This is a genomic window from Ancylomarina subtilis, from assembly GCF_004217115.1.
Taxonomy (GTDB): domain Bacteria; phylum Bacteroidota; class Bacteroidia; order Bacteroidales; family Marinifilaceae; genus Ancylomarina; species Ancylomarina subtilis.
Map to the genome: position 1 here is coordinate 79,170 of NZ_SHKN01000004.1, position 17,376 is coordinate 96,545.

Here is a 17,376-nt window from a genome sequence, read left to right on the forward strand (position 1 = left end):
ATAATCCAACACTAAAACATAAAATAAAATCACAACATACTATACAACAGATCATTTAGCACTATGGCATAAAATCTGCTTTAGAATGAGAAAACATTTAAAAATATTAGAATGATAGTTGTAAAAGATCTAAGCAAAGTATTCAGAACTGAAGAACTTGAGACCTCAGCTTTAAGCAAAGTAAACATCCACATAAAAAGAGGGGAATTTGTTACTATAATGGGGCCTTCAGGCTGTGGCAAATCTACCTTATTAAATTTGATTGGTTTGTTAGATAAGCCCACTGAAGGGCAATACATATTCAACAGCATCAATCTTTCTAAAGAAAACGAGAAGAACCTCACACAATACAGAAAAGGCAATATTGGTTTTATTTTTCAAAACTTTAATCTGATAGATGAATTAAATGTTTTTGAAAACGTAGAACTGCCCCTCGTGTATATGGGAATCTCAGCCTCGAAAAGAAAAATTGACGTTGATAAGGTACTTACCCGAATGAATATTTCGCATAGGGCAAAGCACTATCCTCAACAACTTTCAGGAGGACAGCAACAAAGAGTTGCCATAGCAAGAGCTGTGGTTACGCAACCCAAACTAATACTTGCCGATGAGCCCACCGGAAATTTGGATTCGAAAAATGGAGAAGAAGTCATGCAATTACTCTATGAGTTAAATATGGAAGGGACAACCATAGTGATGGTAACACACTCGTTTAAAGATTCGGAATATGCGCAACGAATCATTCATCTATGCGATGGCAAAATTGTATCTGAAAACAATAAAATATCGCAAAATAGAGAAGCTATAGCCCTCAACGAGTAAAATATCTAGCAATCTTATTACATTTATTTTCCAAAATAAAATAACATCATGTTTCTATACAAACTCAAACTCTCTTTTCGTAGTCTGGCAAAGGATAAGGTCAATTCCATCATCAATATCTTCGGGCTTGCTATTGGCATGGCCGCAGTAACACTCATTTCCATATACGTTCAGCACGAACTAAGCTACGATAAGTTTAATACAAAGCATGAACGAATTTATCATCTTATATCACTACTTAACGATACGGGTGATGAATTGCAACCCCTTGAAATTTGTAAACGTTTAACTCCTGAAAATTTTGCTAACGCAATACCCGAAATTGAAGAGATTACGCAACTCTATAGAGGATATACACAAAATGTAACAATAGGAGATCAACATTTCACAGGAATCCGCTGTCACTATGTCGACACAAACTTCCACAAGGTATTTACACTGGAACCTATTGCCGGAGAATCAATCAATATATTTTCGAACCCCAATGGTGTTGTGATGAATGCCACAACTGCAAAAAAACTCTTTGGAACCACCAATGCGGATGGTAAAGAATTCAAAATATCTGGTAATTTATTAAAAGTAAACTCTGTTGTAAAAGATTTACCACTTACTTCTCATTACGATTTCGACATTCTTTTCCCCTTGCCAAGTTCTAGTTGGAGAGCAAATCAAAAAAGTATAGAATATCACACCTATATTTTACTTAAACAAGGAGTTGATGAAGCTACTACAATTAAAAAGATTGAGAATAGTTATTCTAAAATGCTTGATGATGCCTTTGGACAATATGGAGAAAAGACAGGATCTTACTTACAAAAATTAACTGATATTCATTTGAGATCTGATTATGATCCCAGTCTTAAACCTTCTGGTGATATAAAGGCAATTTATATCCATATTCTACTTGCCTTTTTAATATTAGCCATTGCCATTGTTAATTTTGTCAACATAACCACAGCCCGTTACGATGATAAACTAAACCAAATAGGCATAAAGAAAGCTATTGGTGCTGAACGAAGAGATTTGATTAAAGACTTTTTAGGGCGTACACTGTTGATGTCATCAATAGCGCTATTATTTGGCATTATTATAGCCGAAATATTACTCCCTTCCTTCGGGAAATTAATGAATAGAACATTAAGTATTGAGTATTTATCTAACCCGATTCTCTATTACGGACTACCATCTATGACACTACTTGTGGGTCTACTTTCTGGCTTGTATCCTGCACTTACCATTACTCGTTACAACCCATCTGCCATTATTAAAGGCAATCTGCAAACTGGTAGTGGCAAAAATTTGCTGTCTCGAATCCTGCTTATTTTTCAATTTTCAACGTCTATTGTTTTGATTTCTGTTGTCATTATCACACAGCAACAAATCAACTATATGAAAGAAATGGATTTAGGCTTCGAACCAGAACATGTTATTGCAATAAATAACCTTAGTGGCTCTCAAAAACAAGGCTACTCCACCATTAAACAAGAACTTTTAAAAATGCCTGAGATAAGCTCAGTTAGTGCATGCCTCCATCTTCCCGGAGGTGGAGCAAGTGGCCAAATATTTCGCCTTTATGGTAGTGATGCTAAAAACACAAAAAAATTTGATGAATATCGTGTCAGACCCGATTACTTTAAAACACTAGGTATACAATTTATAGAAGGAACAGAATTTAAAGACAGTCAAGTTGAACATTGCAGAGGAATCATCTTAAATGAAGCAGCTATAAAATACCTGGGTGTTGATGATCCTTTGGGCAAATTAGTTTGGTTTCATGAAGCAAAATATGAAATTCAAGGCATTGTTAAAGATTTTCATTACGCCTCTTTACACGAAAAAATTTCCCCTTTAATGTTTACCTGCTTCAAACACATTGGGAATATCAACTTTGTATTGCTTAAGGTAAAAACCAATGATATAAGTATTTTATTATCAAAAGTAAAAGAGATCTTTAAAAAGATCGATCCCTCAAGAACGAATTATCACCTATTTATCGATGACATCTGTCGTGATCGCTATCAGCAGGAAGAAAGGTCACAAACACTCACAAGCTACTCGTCTGTACTCTCCATTTTATTAGCATTACTTGGCCTATATGCGCTTACACTATTTATTGTGCAAAAACGTACAAAAGAGATTGGTATTAGAAAAGTCAGCGGTGCAAGTGCATTACGAATAACGACATTATTCTTTTCTACTTTTGCAAAATGGCTAGGTCTTGCCTTTATCATCTCCATCCCAATATCGTGGTATATAATGAATCGATGGCTGGAACAATTTGCTTACAAAACACAAATCGGTGTCTTTCCTTTTCTATTTTCAGGCCTACTAACCGCACTGTTTGCTTTACTCGTTGTTGGTGTACAAACCTGGAAGGCTGCCAATCAGAATCCTGTAGATTCGTTGCGGAGTGAGTAATTATACCGATACTTTAAATTTATCTTTAAATAAAAAACCTTAGAAATTTATCTAAGGTTTTTTACTTCCTGGATGTGGCCTTTTCGCTTTTTATGCTTTCCTCTTTCCTCCTTCAGCTTAAATATTACACAACATAAGATCATTGATTAATTTTTCTTATGTTTGACCTCATTTTAATCACACACCATTTAAAGTAAGCATAATGATTCATACTTTATTCAAATTAAAAACAAAACTCGGTATATTAGTTATCTCGAGTATGCTCTTATCAAGTTGCGGGGTTATCATTGGGGGAAGCAAATATTACGCGCATGTAACGGTTGAAAATCATCCCAAAGCCGTTATTTCATACGATGGCAATGCAAAAGGAATAGGGGAAGCTGACTTTTTAGCACCCAGAAAAGATGCCGATTCGTTCTCCATTACGGTAAAAGAACCTGGTTGTGATGAACAAGTTTTCGATTTTACTGAAAAAAGTTTTCGAGGATGGACACTGGTCGGAACACTCGTAACCTGGACAGGAACCATTGGTGGTATACCTGTGCCTTGGGGTTTAATTGTAGATGGTGCATCCGGCTCATTCTGGAAACCCAACGTTTATGAAAGTGGCGTATCGAAAATAAATTACAAAAACTTCCACTACAGTCTCAACTACACAGGCTGTCCGGATAAATACAATGGTCCTATTCTCAAAACAAAAGCAGAAAGACTGACTGAGCTAAAAAGACTATTGGATGAAGGGATATTAACTCTGGAAGAATTTAATGCAGAGAAAAAGAAAATTCTAGCCGAATAAAATATTTTTTAAACCATTATCCCGGTTGCGACCTCAACTGGGATAATGTTCAAGATAAATGCGGATTCCCTCCTCAAAAATCATTAATTCCATCTGATTCACATAAATCTCTTTTATACACTCTGATAATTGAAAAGAAATTGCTAATATTATGGTATTAAGCTCGACTTGAAAAGTCTGGGGTATTCCCCACTCACCCCATCCTTAGTAAAATCGTTTACACCACTAAACAATTTGAAAACCCAGTAATATGAGCATTAAAATCTATAGTATTATCAAAGCAACAGGAAAGTACATTCCATCGACAATTGTAAAAAATGAAGATTTCCTTAGCAATGACTTTTATGACACCTATGACAAGAAGAGTGAGAAATCAAATCAGGAAATAACCCGGAAATTTGAAGAAATCACAACAATCGCAGAGAGACGACATGTTGCGAAAGACCTGGTTGCATCTGACATTGCTTTTTTTGCTGCTGAAGATGCCATTCAAAGTTCAAAAATTGATAAAGAAGAATTGGATTATATTATCGTTGCTCACAATTTTGGTGACGTGAAACACGATAACAGAAAGTCTGATCTTGTTCCCAGTTTGGCCGCACGTGTCAAGCATAAACTAAAGATTAAAAACCCCAACTGCATTGCTTACGATTTACCTTTTGGATGTCCGGGCTGGTTACAGGCAACCATTCAGGCAGATTATTACATCAAATCAGGCGATGCAAAACAAATACTGGTCATAGGGGCTGATGTCTTGTCCCGAATTTCTGATCCCCATGATAGAGACAGCATGCTTTATGCCGATGGTGCAGGCGCTGTTATTTTGGAAGGAAAGGAAAGTGATACCCCAATCGGCATACTGGCACACAGCACCCGATCGGATACCTATCAGTTTTCAGAAATGTTATATATGGATACCTCATTCAATCCCGATAGCGAGCATAAAGATGCCTTATTTTTGAAGATGAATGGTCGTAAATTATACCAATACGCTCTAACAACTGTTCCTCAAGCCATACAAACCTGTCTTGAAAAAAGCAAAACGCCGCTAAGTGAGATCAAAAAGGTCTTGATTCATCAAGCCAATGGGAAAATGGATGATGCCATATTAAAACGCTTATACGCCCTTTATGATATACATGAATTACCCAAAGATATCATGCCCATGACCATTTCGTGGTTAGGGAACTCTTCGGTTGCAACGGTGCCAACCCTGCTGGATCTGATCCTAAAAGATGAGCTAAAACCTCACACAATTAAAGCCGGCGACAGCATTGTTTTTGCATCAGTAGGTGCAGGAATGAATATCAATGCCATGGTTTATAAAATGTAAAGGTCGACACGGTCAGCTTGAAATTGACAATTCTTTTTGTTTCCCCTCCTTTACCAAGAGGAGTATTCTAGAATATAAAAAAGCCAACAAAAGTAATTTTGTTGGCTTGATATAAGATAGTTTTAAATTCTAATTCTCTTCTCTAAAGAACAGCTTGTAGAAACTCATATCGCGAGCAGCATCGTACCCTTTCTCAAGAAACTTGCGCTGGCCGTGAATGTAAACATGAAAGTTTTTATCCAATTTCAAGACTTGTTTGAAGAAACGCTGCTCGCCTTTTACGGCATCCTTATTGATATTAAATTCAGCATTAATATCGTTATCGTGCTCGCTTTGGTAATAGTTCTTGTATTCGTCAAAGGCATTCATAACCTCAGGTTGTTCAATCACTTCACGCTTAAACAAATCCTCATTAAACTCTTTTTTATCCTTAAAGAAGTTTATCGATTTATTCATTAAATCAATCTGATCAGCCTTGGCAACCTCATTTTCATCGTTGTAAACTTCTCCTATAAATCCCTTACACATTTCAAGATAATTCTGAGTGTGATAGAAATCATCTTCACGAAGTTTCAAGTTTAAGAAATCCTCTTTCCAATATAGGGCTTCGTTATTTTTATTGGTTTTATCAACAATACAAACCTTGTAGCCGTTCTCTTTTTCGGTATTGAAAATCAAACATCCCTTATCCAGTTTTTTGATATTGATACCACTCTCGCAGCCCAATTCGAAATTTTCCTGATTCTGATAAACCTTTAGGAAAGTATCCTTATTTTCTGATTTAAATATACCTAAAGCATCGCAAACCTCCCCATCGACAATACAACCCGAGAAAGCAACCAAATAAAACTCACCGCCCTTTATATTGGGATGATTCGATTTATCGTAAAGGTGCATGGCAATATTCACCGATTGATCGTAAAAACTGTCGTTATCTTCAAAGAATTCGGTAGCAAAGCAATACACCTCATTCATGCTCAATCCGGCTTCGTGCTGAAAGTTATAGAACTCTTCCTTATTAAAAGCCGACAAAAAATATTTCAACAGAATATCTCTGACATCATCATCTTCCAACTGTATCCCTTGCTTCGAAAGTTTCAAAGTTTCTTCATGATGCTTGTTACCTACATTATGAACCACTATTCGGTCCAGATTTATATCATCGAAATTAAACATGCTTATTCTTTTATTTATTCTAATTTGATTTCTGTTTCAATCGAATCATCAAAAAAATGATTCGAAAGAGAGCGTAAAGATACTGACTTTTATGGCTGATAAATACGCATTATGCCTTGATATCTGAAAAAACGAATAGAAATTCTAGTTGGGATTTCTCACACTTACATTCGCTTTGGTTTTTAGAATGTAATAATTTTGATATGAGGTCTTGACAACAGCAACGATAGGAATCTCACGATTTATTTTCCCTCCCTTGGGAATACTAAATTTAAAAACGGCTTTTCCTTTTTTCGTTTCCAATTCACTCATGTGTGAATTCACCTTTACAGGAAGAGATTTACCATTGATCAGGCTGCCAATATAAAACTGCACATCTCTGAACTTTTTATCCAGACTCAACTCCAGCATATACATGCTTGATTCTCTAAGGAGATTAACATGCTTAACTTGTATTTGAGGCTCTGTTTTTTGCTTACCGGTATTTGAGAATTCTTTCAAGCCTGTACACATCATGTTGTTTTCAAAATCCATTTCAGATTTTAACTTGCCATCTTCCCAATATTTTTTTTGAGGTCCCTGTTTTACCCCATTCCGATAGGTGGTTAAGCGGTACAGACGTCCACTTTTATAAAACCACTTAACTTCCCCATCTTTTTTCCCATCCACATAAGGAATTTCATATTGTTTTTCGCCTGTTTCATAAAAGGTCATGCTAACCCCCACCTTCTTATTATCCTTATAATTGACAATAGATTTCAGTTTTCCATTGGGGTATTTGTATCTGACTTCTCCATTGATGTTTTTTGAATCCGTCGAACTGGAATCGACCGAAAAAGATTGCTCAACAGCGTCATCTTTTTTAGAAAATTTCTCAAGGATAAAATCACAAGAGGATAAAATAAAAATGGATAATACGAGTAATGTTAATTTCATTTTAGGGGCTTTATATTTTGTTTAAACTTCTACAACTTCATCCAATTTTCCATACAGGATAAAGGCACTTACCTTTTTATAATTCATTTGCTGAAGCAGCTTTTTATAAGCGCCAACCTGACGAATATGCGCTTTTTCTTTATTCTTCCCAAACTTATAATCAATCACAATGGCTTCATCCCCTTTCACAATCACCCTATCGGGGCGTAAGGTATTGCCTTCTCCCAATAGAACATCCCGCTCATTTATCACACGCCAGTCTTTCGAAAACCAGGATGCAATTTGAGGCTTACTGAACAGATCCTGAACCATCAGCCTGACCTCGCTTGCCTGCAATTCATCCAACTTTCCTTCGAATTTCAGTTGAGCCAATGCCTCATCAAGATCTTCAGCATAACGAATATTCTGAAACAAGACATGCAAAATATTCCCTCTATTTATGGGGGCAAAACTATCAATAGACGCCGCCTCTGAAAAGTCGAAGTAATCTGCAGCATGCGATCGCAATTTCAACCGGTCATCCAGCATAGACGCCGGATATTCAAGTAATCGGGGCACCTCTTCGTAGCTCTCCTCAACCCGCTCTTTGGTCGACAAGACTCCTAATTCAAAGCATTTATTCTCATCGTCCCAATACGAATTGATATGGATGATTTTATTCGATCCAAATTCGTCAGAATACGTGTTGGCATTCTCGAAGATGTGATACAACAAATGACTCACCTTCGAAAACTTGTCTCCCATAGGTAAGGGCGAATAACAAACCAGAACCTCCTCAGCCCGGGTGGTTGCGACATACAAGAGGTTTAAATTATCGATATAAGCCTGAAGTTTTTCGGCAAAATATTCTTTATAATATATGGTCTGCTTTAAATCAGAACCATAACGAATGGGCAAGACATCAACTCGATTAAAACCTTCCAGTTCGGGTTGACACCAAAGAATTTTTGTGTGCTTCACATCATCCAAATCCCAATCGCAAAATGGCAATAAAACCGCCTTAAATTCCAAACCTTTCGATTTGTGGATGGTCAGTATCCGAATGGCATCCTGATGATCGGATACCGATATCACTTCCTTTTCCTTTCTCTCTTCCCAATAATCAATAAAGGAATTCAGGTCGGGAGAATCGCTACGCGTAAAACTCAGAACCAAATCCTGAAAAGCCTCCAGATAAGGAAAATCTGAAGCCCGCTTATTCAAACCAAAAATAGCAATCAATTGCTCTACTAAATCGAAAAGCGCCTGACGTTTCAGGAATGAAATATTTTCGACAAACTCATGGGGAAACAAACCTTTAAATACATCTTCAGGATCTTCGCTTTGCGCAAAAATATCATCCAAATTATCAGGTGTCTCATTTTTTAAATACAGGCGATACTCCTGAAGCAAATAGGCCAGATTGATCTGATCTTCCGGATAAATGAAATACCTCAATAAATGGGTCAAAAAGCTAATCACCGAATTATTTTTAAGGTAGAGCGAGTCATTTGAAATGACATTGTAGTTGACCCCTTCTTTGGCCAAACCCGAGTTTCGATAAGTCATGAGTGTGTTTGCAATCCGCGCACCCTCACGCCCGTTACGAACCAGAATGGCCATATCACCCGCCCTGTAACCTTTAGCTTGTATCTCTTCAATTTGAGCGGGCAATTGTTCCAATACCTTTTCGGTCCACTTCTCACCCTTCTCAACCTCAATCATATTGGCTCTCACATAGCCCGGGCATTTATCATCTCCTCCGGGAAAATCCTGATAAACGTCAGCGTAAGCATTTAGTATGCGCGCACGCTCCACATTTAGCCTTTCTTCCAATGCCGGCGGAATATCTGCATTATAATCGTTCTGTAAAGCCTGAGAGGCTATAGCATACAATGCATTATTAAAATTGATAACATTCTTCGAACTTCGCCAATTTTTGTCCAAAGTCAGGCCATTCACACCTTGATCTTTAAAGTCAACATCCAACTGTTCGGCCAGGAGTTTCCAATCGCCATTTCGCCAACGATAAATCGATTGCTTAACATCGCCTACAACCAAAGAGCGATTGTCCTCAGCCAACGAATTCCCAACCAATGGACGGAAATTATCCCATTGCATTGAAGAGGTATCCTGAAACTCATCAATCATGAAATGCTTGTACACATTCCCGATCTTCTCATACACAAAAGGCGTGTCGTTGGTTCCAATAATACTTCGAAGCAAACGGGAAGCATCTGACAATAAAAAAAGATTCTCATCCTCGGTAAAGGACTTTATCTTTTTAGAGATATCCGTCAGGATACCCAGGGTATAGATATACTTAAGTGTTTTATCGGTTGAGAAATAGAGCTGACACTCGTTGTCAAAATATTCAACCGCATTTTTCAACAAATCACCCAAGCCTGATGAATAAGCCGAAGACACGGCCGCTTTTATATCAGCACTCGCTTTAGCAGTCGTCCATTTATCCGGATTATCAATAGCTGCCAAAACACGGGCTCCGGGTTCAACCATTTCACCCGCTTGCAGTTTATAAAAATAGTTTGCAAAACCCGATTTCCCATAAGAAAAATCAGTTAGACTCAATCCCTGATTTTCGATCAAATAAACAGCCCTGCTCCCTATCTCTTTTAGTGTATTTTCAAATTCGTCCTTTATTTGTTTTAATCCTTTTCGATAGGCATTTAAGAAATTCTTATCCGATAATTTTTCAATCAAAACCTGATCGAAATTCATGTAATCCTCTTTGAACACCTCGGTACCGACTTCGAGAATATCATTCTTAAAATTCCAGGTCTTTCCCTCCCTTATCTTCGATTCGGCAAAATCAGACAACCAGGATCGCAATTGAGCATCTTCATCCACATCGAGAAACAAAAGATCAACCACTTCGTTTAAAACCTTACGTTGATCGAGCTCAATATTAAAACCCATCTGCAAACCAATTTCCCGGGTAAACGAGCGGACAACTTTTTGGAAAAAACTATCGATAGTCGTGACTGAAAATCGACTATAATCGTGTAATAAACGGTTTAAAATTTCTTTTGCTTTAATCTGCAAGGCAGCTTTATCAAGCTGATTGATTGTCATCAATTCTTTGGCATAGGGGGACTTCTCGCCTTTCGAAAGAATATAAATCTCCTTTAAAATTCGGGATTTCATTTCATCAGTCGCCTTATTGGTAAAGGTTACTGCCAAGATGCTTCGATAATTTATGGCTTCCTCAAAAACCAGCTTCAAATATTCTCTGGTTAATGTATAGGTTTTCCCCGATCCGGCCGAGGCTCGGTATATATTTAATGATGACATAGTCGTTCTAATTTATCCCGAAAATACAATTTTTAAGCTAGCTTAACAGTAAGAACAAAGATGTTTTTTATTTTAGTTTACGGCCTTATTCCGACAAGAAAGGCAATCGATAAGCTTCGAAAATAAAAAGCCTCTTGAGTCGAAACGCAAGAGGCATGTATTAATTTGGCAGATTTTATCTAAAACTTATAAGATAAACCAATACCCAATACTTCTTTAAATTGAACTTTAACACCTCTGTTTACACCCTCTTTATCCACATATTGTACGTCATCATCGTAAACCAATGTTGTGTTGATGGAAGCTGTTAAAAATTTATTCACCTTCATATTGATCATCAAATCCCAATTCACATCAATATTTCCGAAAGACTCTGAATAGGCTGTAAATAAATCTAAAGTACTTTTTAAATCCACATTTTTAGCCACGGTCTTCTTCAAGACCATTTTTGCCAGAGCACCAAACTCATATCTTATTTTATCCCCCGGATCGACTCCAAAAGCGCCTGCATCCGATAAATCTTCATCATTTACAAAGGTTGTTTTTCCCGTTACAGGTGATAAATAAGCTGAGAAAATCTCATTGGGCTTATAGTCCATACCCAGAGAAAGTAAAAGATATGCTGGTGCCATGAAATTGGATACTTTTTGATCGGGATCACCTTCATTTTTGCCGTAGTTATATCCCTTTGCAAACTGAGTTTTAAAATCTAATAATGCCGTATAATACCATTTCTTACTCGCCTGATGTCCATATTTGGTTACAAAATCAATTTTATCGATGCTTTTACGAGTTCCCTCATCACCTTGCTTCAAAAGACCATATTCCAGGTTCAATGTGTTATCCCAGGCATTTTTAGCTTTGGTGTAATTGGCAAATAAATTCAGTTGTGCATTAGTTGATATCGCATTATCCCCACCGCCAGACCAGCTGCTTAAAGACGTTTGCGAAAATGATAATGAAGCCATACCCCCTTTTTTCCAGTAGCTGGTATCTTGAGCCTCTTGTGCACTCGCATTTAAACAGATAAGTGCCATAAATACAAAAAGTAATTTTCTAATCATTGTATCTCGTTTTTTAATTAATAATCTGACCTATGAACATACTAAATTAATTTATTTTGTTTAAAAATAAGCACAGCTCTTATCAAAAAGTCAATATTGCGCTTCATAATTTTAATAAGTACATTTGCAGATTCAAAATGAAGGAGAAAAAGAAATGACAAAGAAAGTAGTAATTGGATTGTCAGGTGGTGTTGATTCAAGCGTAGCTGCCTATTTGCTAAAAGAGCAAGGCTACGAGGTTGAGGCACTATTTATGCAAAACTGGAACGACACGGTCGGTTTGAAATCAGAAGAGTGTCCTTTTGACGAGGATATTCTGTTTGCACAAATGGTGGCTAAAAAATTGGATATTCCATTCCATTTTGTTGATTTAAGTAAGGAGTATCGCGCTCAGGTTATTGATTATATGTTCTCGGAGTATGAGCAAGGTCGCACACCAAATCCTGATGTGCTTTGCAATCGTGAGATTAAATTTGATGTCTTCCTGAAAAAGGCTCTTGAGCTTGGAGCTGACTATGTGGCCACAGGACATTATTGCAGAAAAGAAACCAAAATAATAGATGGGAAAGAAGTCTACAGCCTTTTAGCTGGTGTTGATAACAATAAGGATCAGAGTTATTTCCTTTGTCAGCTTTCGCAGGAACAGCTATCAAAAGCCATGTTTCCAATTGGAGAGATTGAAAAACCTGAAGTTAGAGAGATAGCCCGAAAAGCGAAATTAGCATCAGCTGAAAAGAAAGACTCACAGGGTATCTGTTTTGTTGGTAAGGTTGATTTACCTATTTTCCTGCAACAGAAACTTAAAGCTAAACCCGGTGTAATTGTAGAAGTTCTTGCAGAAAACGCACACAGACTTTTACCTAAATCAGAGGATTTAGTAGAGTTGGCAAAACCCTATAAATTCAGAAGACACCATGGGAAAAAAGTGGGTGAACACAATGGTGCTCATTTCTTTACTGTTGGTCAAAGAAAAGGTTTAAACGTAGGCGGAAAGGCGGAACCCCTTTTTGTTATAGGAACTGATGTAAAAGAGAATATTGTTTATACAGGTATGGGACACTCTCATCCACTGTTGATGCGTAGAGCTCTGTTTATCTCAAAAGAAGAGACTCACTGGATTCGTCCGGATTTAATGCCAACCGAAGAGTGTGAACGACGCTACGACATTAGAATTCGTTACCGTCAGCCCCTTCAAAAAGGAACCATTTATTTTAAGAAAGAAGGCTTATATATTCTTTTCGATGAACCCCAACGTGCAGTTGTTGCAGGACAATTTGCAGCATGGTACGATGGTGATGAACTAATTGGTTCCGGTCCTATTGACGGGGAATAAGCACAAATTCATATACTATAAAAAACGGGCTGTTTCAGATGAAACAGCCCGTTTTTTTTATATCGAATCGATTAAGCTTCTTTTTGTTCAATAATGGCAAAAGGTAAACCGACAATTGCGTCATAATCTTCACCCGCCTCCATCATATCCTCATCATCCTCTTCGAAATACCAGTTGATAGAAATCTTATTACCGCGATTGGAAATTGTTTCAAGCTTTCTGAAAAAATCCAAAATACACTTTGATGAACTCGTATTAAAATACTCCAACTTCATATGAACAATCGTGTCCGTTTTTACTTCCTGTGAATATGTATCCAACCATTCCATCAATGGAATATAAAATTCCAATGAGTTTTCAGGAATTGAACGTCCCTCGAGTAATAATTCGCCTTTTTCAGCATCGAATATTACTTTTGGTGTTTTTGAAGTGCCTTCTATAATTAAAGTATCCATAAAAGAATATCGTTATTTTTTGACTAAATTTTTACAGTTAGAACCAGGAAAAAATTATCACCTTCGGTTCGTTTCGAACAATATTTAAGCTTATTCCCACTTTTTCTTATCATATTTATGATACCCAAACCACCACCACCTTTATCAGAAAAATGCTTATTAGACAACACTTTCCGATATAAAGCATTAAGATCCTTAGTACCCATGGAGTTTGTGTGATCGATATAATCCGTGAAAACTTTGAGTCTTTCAATCTTAATAAAGTTTGCCGATATAATTTCCACACCATGATCAACAGTATTAAAAATTATACAACCATAACTCTTAAACGTATTATCAATCTCAAACCTCTCCCCATGATGGTAGAGGTTTTGAACCAATTCAATAAAAATATTCAGGATTTTCTTTCGCTCTCTTAAAGGAAATTTCTTTTCGTCCATAATGGCTTCAATCTTCTCCAGAATTTTAGTCACCCGCTCTGTGCCAACACTCCCTTTATAATAAAAAAGGGTGTTTTCGCTCACATTCTCGGCAAACCACTGGTTAAGATTAAAACTCATTGAAATATCTTTATATTAAACGATGTCTTCTCAACAAATATAATAAAATAGGAAAAAGATTAGTATCTGGCTTCTTATCTTTCTGATTCTTTTCTGCTTTTATAATTATCCTTTTTGCTTCCTGAAAACATCGTATATTTCTGAAACTTACACTCCAATGAACCATTGAATAAAGTTACTTTACGAGATGGACGCAAACCAATGCTATCGAAACATTCTTTACCGTAGCTCAAAATCCATGCGTCATAACCTGAAAACTGATGCTTTAATCTCTCACCGATCATTGAATAAAGACCTTCTAAATCTTTAACTTTCAAACGTTCGCCGTAAGGTGGATTGGTAATTAAAATTCCTTTTTCTGCCGGAGGTATAAATTGTTGAAAAGGCATCACGGTCAGTTTAATTTTTCTTCTTAAACCTGCGTTGCGAATATTCTCTTCCGCGATCTCCATGGCCTTATCCGAGATATCACAACCAATGATTTTGCCATCAAAATCAATTTCTGTCTCTTCGTTATAGATGTCATCCCAAAGATCCTGATCAAAATCAGCCCACTTTTGAAAGCCAAATTCTTTACGATATAAACCAGCTGGAATATTATATGCAATCAGAGCAGCTTCGATCAATAAAGTACCCGATCCGCACATTGGATCAATGAAGTTGCTTTTCTTATCCCACTCAGACATTAAAATCATCCCGGCAGCCATGACTTCATTCAGTGGAGCGGCTGTTTCTGCAACACGATAACCTCTTTTGTGTAAGGATTCTCCTGAGCTATCTAAAGAAACAGTACAGGTATTTTTATCGATATGTACATTGACCCTTAAAGTTGGATTTACAACACGAACCGATGGACGATCTCCGGTTTTCTCATAGAATTGATCAACAATAGCATCCTTAACTCGATATGTTACAAATTTCGAGTGCTTAAAGTCTTCAGAACTAATTGTACTATCAATTGAAATCGTATCTTTTAAAGACAAATATTCACTCCAATCAATTTCCTGTATGCCTTTATACAATTCATCTGTATCTGCTGCAGTAAACTTGTATATCGGCTTAATAACACGAGTCGCAGTTCTTAAATGTAAGTTCGTTTTATACATTAATGCCTTGTCACCGACAAAACTTACTGCACGCTTTAATATTCTAATCTCTTCAGCGCCTAAATTTTCCAATTCCTGAGCCAATACTTCCTCTAAACCATGAAAGGTTTTTGCAATCAATCTAAACTTTCCCGAATCTGTTTTCAAAACTAATGTTATTAATTATACCCTTTTGATAGACGATTAATCTATTTGCTTAATACGAATATAGACCATCTCTAATTTACGCTTACAAAAATAGTCTTTAGCTTATAAAAACAGCTATTTTCAGGTCTTTTTAAATAAAAAAAGCCGGAAAAATATCCGGCTCTTCATCTAAAACGTAATTTTCTACTTCAAATATGTCTCGTACTCCTTAGAGTTATCAAGTATTTCAAGAGCTTTATCTAATATCTCATTCTTCTGATTCACTATTTGATAATACTCAGCTCCATCCCATAAATCTCTTGCAATAAGGGCTTTCAAATGAACTCGAAGATGTTCTTTCACTGCCATATACTCTTCTTCGTTATGTTCCACCTTAGCTTTATCGCCTTCGGCAACCAAATCGTTAAGCATTTCCTCAGTAATAACAAAGGACTTATTGAAACTCTCAAAATCAGGATATTTGGCTTTAAGCTTATCCCTGTTATTATCCATATAAGTCAAAACAAAAGGATAAAGAACATTCTTTCTAGCTAGCAAATTAAAGTATTTGAAATTAGCCGTTGTATCAATAGGCACAAATACATCGGGCATAATAGCACCGCCACCATAAACCAAACGCTGCTTAACCAATGTTTTATATTTTAACGAATCGGCTAAATGAATACTATCCTGATTGATCATCTCACCAGTTTTATACCTGTTGAAAATATCCATTCTATAATCCATCAAACCATTATCATAGGGTTTTTGAATACAACGACCAGTCGGCGTATAATAATGAGCTGTTGTCAATCGAATCATCGATCCGTCCGACAAAGGAAACTGGCGCTGAACCAAACCTTTCCCAAATGAACGGCGACCTACAATTAAACCTCTGTCCCAGTCCTGAATTGCTCCGGAAACAATCTCGGAAGCCGAAGCTGATCCTTCGTCTATCAGAACAATAACTCTTCCATCTTTAAAAGCCCCTGCATCTGTTGAAAGGTTATCGTGACGTTGGGATTTTAAACCATCGGTAAACACAATCAGTTGATCTTTATGAAACAGCTGATCGACAATCTTAATGGCTGCAGTCATATAACCACCCCCATTACCTCGCAGGTCAAGAATAAGATCCTTCATTTTTTGCTCTTTCAATTTTAAAAGAGCTTCCAAAAACTCATCTGCAGTTTTGGCTGCAAAACGATTTAGTTTGATGTAACCAACATGCTTATTTATCATGTATGAAGCATCAAGACTGTAGATTGGAATATCATCGCGAACAATTAGGAAATCAAGCAATTCTTTTTCCCCTTTACGTTGAATCGCTAAATTAACCTTTGTGCCTTTATCACCTCTTAATTTTTTGAATACATCGGTATTTTTCATCCCAACACCAGCAACCAACTCATTATCTATCTTGATAATTCTATCACTCGCTCTTAAGCCTGCCTTTTCTGAAGGGCCGCCAGGAATGGTTGCAACAACCATCAGGGTATCTCTCAAAATATTGAACTGAATACCAACGCCACTAAAACTTCCCTGCAAAGGCTCATTCATGGCTTTCACTTCATCTTTACTAATATAAACTGAGTGAGGATCCAGTTCTGCCAGAACTTTTATAATTGCATCTTCGGTCAACTTCTCAAGACTAACACTATCAACATAGAAAGCATCAACCAAAGCGATTAAATTCTGATATTTAATGGTCTGATCTCTGACTTCTTGCGCCTGTATTTGCGAAAAACCTAAAACAATAAAGAGTAATAAAGTAAATACAGATTTACTAATGGTAGAATTCAATAATCTCATATATTTTTTTTGTTTATTTAGACTTCAAGTAAAGTAAAACGAAAGATACAATCTTTTTGTAAACATCACTTAGCCTAGATATTGAAATATCAGGCCTTTTAGAGAAAAATAACATTTTGCAGGCTAACACTTATGTCAAAGCAAAAAA

The 17,376-nt window shown here is 36.7% G+C and carries 13 protein-coding genes; 5 read left to right on the forward strand and 8 right to left on the reverse strand.

Annotated elements, in window-relative coordinates; genetic code table 11:
* The first annotated feature begins 111 nt into the window (after positions 1-111).
* From EV201_RS14535 to EV201_RS14550, 4 genes are all read left to right on the forward strand, one after another.
* Entirely contained in the window at positions 112-822 is a 711-nt protein-coding gene (locus EV201_RS14535) for an ABC transporter ATP-binding protein (protein WP_130308373.1), read from the forward strand.
* A 48-nt stretch (positions 823-870) separates the two neighbouring features.
* Positions 871-3,240: an ABC transporter permease gene (locus tag EV201_RS14540; protein ID WP_130308374.1), complete on the forward strand. Its 2,370-nt coding sequence runs from the start codon at positions 871-873 to the stop codon at positions 3,238-3,240.
* Between the two features lie 202 nt (positions 3,241-3,442).
* Positions 3,443-4,036, forward strand: coding sequence for an SHOCT domain-containing protein (locus tag EV201_RS14545; protein ID WP_207224504.1), 594 nt, complete (start codon positions 3,443-3,445; stop codon positions 4,034-4,036).
* Positions 4,037-4,286: 250 nt separating this feature from the next.
* Complete coding sequence (locus EV201_RS14550; protein WP_207224505.1) at positions 4,287-5,369, forward strand: 3-oxoacyl-ACP synthase III family protein; 1,083 nt, start codon at positions 4,287-4,289, stop codon at positions 5,367-5,369.
* A gap of 129 nt (positions 5,370-5,498) precedes the next feature.
* Here the strand turns inward: EV201_RS14550 and EV201_RS14555 are convergent, their stop codons facing one another.
* The 4 genes from EV201_RS14555 to EV201_RS14570 form a co-directional block, all read right to left on the reverse strand.
* Complete coding sequence (locus EV201_RS14555; RefSeq protein ID WP_130308375.1) at positions 5,499-6,545, reverse strand: nucleoid-associated protein; 1,047 nt, start codon at positions 6,543-6,545, stop codon at positions 5,499-5,501.
* 144 nt (positions 6,546-6,689) lie between these two features.
* The gene (locus tag EV201_RS14560) at positions 6,690-7,481 is read right to left on the reverse strand and encodes a toxin-antitoxin system YwqK family antitoxin (protein ID WP_130308376.1); all 792 of its coding nucleotides are present in this window, start codon (positions 7,479-7,481) and stop codon (positions 6,690-6,692) included.
* Between the two features lie 21 nt (positions 7,482-7,502).
* The gene (locus tag EV201_RS14565; RefSeq protein WP_130308377.1) at positions 7,503-10,772 is read right to left on the reverse strand and encodes a UvrD-helicase domain-containing protein; all 3,270 of its coding nucleotides are present in this window, start codon (positions 10,770-10,772) and stop codon (positions 7,503-7,505) included.
* A gap of 179 nt (positions 10,773-10,951) precedes the next feature.
* The gene (locus EV201_RS14570; RefSeq protein WP_130308378.1) at positions 10,952-11,836 is read right to left on the reverse strand and encodes a DUF3078 domain-containing protein; all 885 of its coding nucleotides are present in this window, start codon (positions 11,834-11,836) and stop codon (positions 10,952-10,954) included.
* Between the two features lie 124 nt (positions 11,837-11,960).
* On the opposite strand from EV201_RS14570, the gene mnmA reads away from it, so the two are divergent.
* Complete coding sequence (gene mnmA / locus EV201_RS14575) at positions 11,961-13,169, forward strand: tRNA 2-thiouridine(34) synthase MnmA (RefSeq protein WP_278043107.1); 1,209 nt, start codon at positions 11,961-11,963, stop codon at positions 13,167-13,169.
* A gap of 71 nt (positions 13,170-13,240) precedes the next feature.
* Here the strand turns inward: mnmA and EV201_RS14580 are convergent, their stop codons facing one another.
* The 4 genes from EV201_RS14580 to EV201_RS14595 form a co-directional block, all read right to left on the reverse strand.
* A complete protein-coding gene (locus EV201_RS14580) occupies positions 13,241-13,624 on the reverse strand; it encodes a DUF1987 domain-containing protein (protein WP_130308380.1) in 384 nt (127 codons plus the stop codon).
* 23 nt (positions 13,625-13,647) lie between these two features.
* Positions 13,648-14,184: a SiaB family protein kinase gene (locus tag EV201_RS14585; protein ID WP_130308381.1), complete on the reverse strand. Its 537-nt coding sequence runs from the start codon at positions 14,182-14,184 to the stop codon at positions 13,648-13,650.
* A gap of 74 nt (positions 14,185-14,258) precedes the next feature.
* Positions 14,259-15,437 (reverse strand): THUMP domain-containing class I SAM-dependent RNA methyltransferase, encoded by a 1,179-nt coding sequence (locus EV201_RS14590; RefSeq protein ID WP_207224506.1) that lies wholly within the window; start codon positions 15,435-15,437, stop codon positions 14,259-14,261.
* Between the two features lie 183 nt (positions 15,438-15,620).
* Positions 15,621-17,228, reverse strand: coding sequence for a S41 family peptidase (locus tag EV201_RS14595; protein WP_130308382.1), 1,608 nt, complete (start codon positions 17,226-17,228; stop codon positions 15,621-15,623).
* Positions 17,229-17,376 lie beyond the last annotated feature (148 nt).

What these genes read in the sequence shown, in the direction of transcription:
- EV201_RS14535 (WP_130308373.1), top strand. Translation starts at nt 112, where the DNA reads ATGATAGTTGTAAAAGATCTAAGCAAAGTATTCAGAACTGAAGAACTT.
- EV201_RS14540 (WP_130308374.1), top strand. Translation starts at nt 871, where the DNA reads ATGTTTCTATACAAACTCAAACTCTCTTTTCGTAGTCTGGCAAAGGAT.
- EV201_RS14545 (WP_207224504.1), top strand. Translation starts at nt 3,443, where the DNA reads ATGATTCATACTTTATTCAAATTAAAAACAAAACTCGGTATATTAGTT.
- EV201_RS14550 (WP_207224505.1), top strand. Translation starts at nt 4,287, where the DNA reads ATGAGCATTAAAATCTATAGTATTATCAAAGCAACAGGAAAGTACATT.
- EV201_RS14555 (WP_130308375.1), bottom strand. Translation starts at nt 6,545, where the DNA reads ATGTTTAATTTCGATGATATAAATCTGGACCGAATAGTGGTTCATAAT.
- EV201_RS14560 (WP_130308376.1), bottom strand. Translation starts at nt 7,481, where the DNA reads ATGAAATTAACATTACTCGTATTATCCATTTTTATTTTATCCTCTTGT.
- EV201_RS14565 (WP_130308377.1), bottom strand. Translation starts at nt 10,772, where the DNA reads ATGTCATCATTAAATATATACCGAGCCTCGGCCGGATCGGGGAAAACC.
- EV201_RS14570 (WP_130308378.1), bottom strand. Translation starts at nt 11,836, where the DNA reads ATGATTAGAAAATTACTTTTTGTATTTATGGCACTTATCTGTTTAAAT.
- EV201_RS14580 (WP_130308380.1), bottom strand. Translation starts at nt 13,624, where the DNA reads ATGGATACTTTAATTATAGAAGGCACTTCAAAAACACCAAAAGTAATA.
- EV201_RS14585 (WP_130308381.1), bottom strand. Translation starts at nt 14,184, where the DNA reads ATGAGTTTTAATCTTAACCAGTGGTTTGCCGAGAATGTGAGCGAAAAC.
- EV201_RS14595 (WP_130308382.1), bottom strand. Translation starts at nt 17,228, where the DNA reads ATGAGATTATTGAATTCTACCATTAGTAAATCTGTATTTACTTTATTA.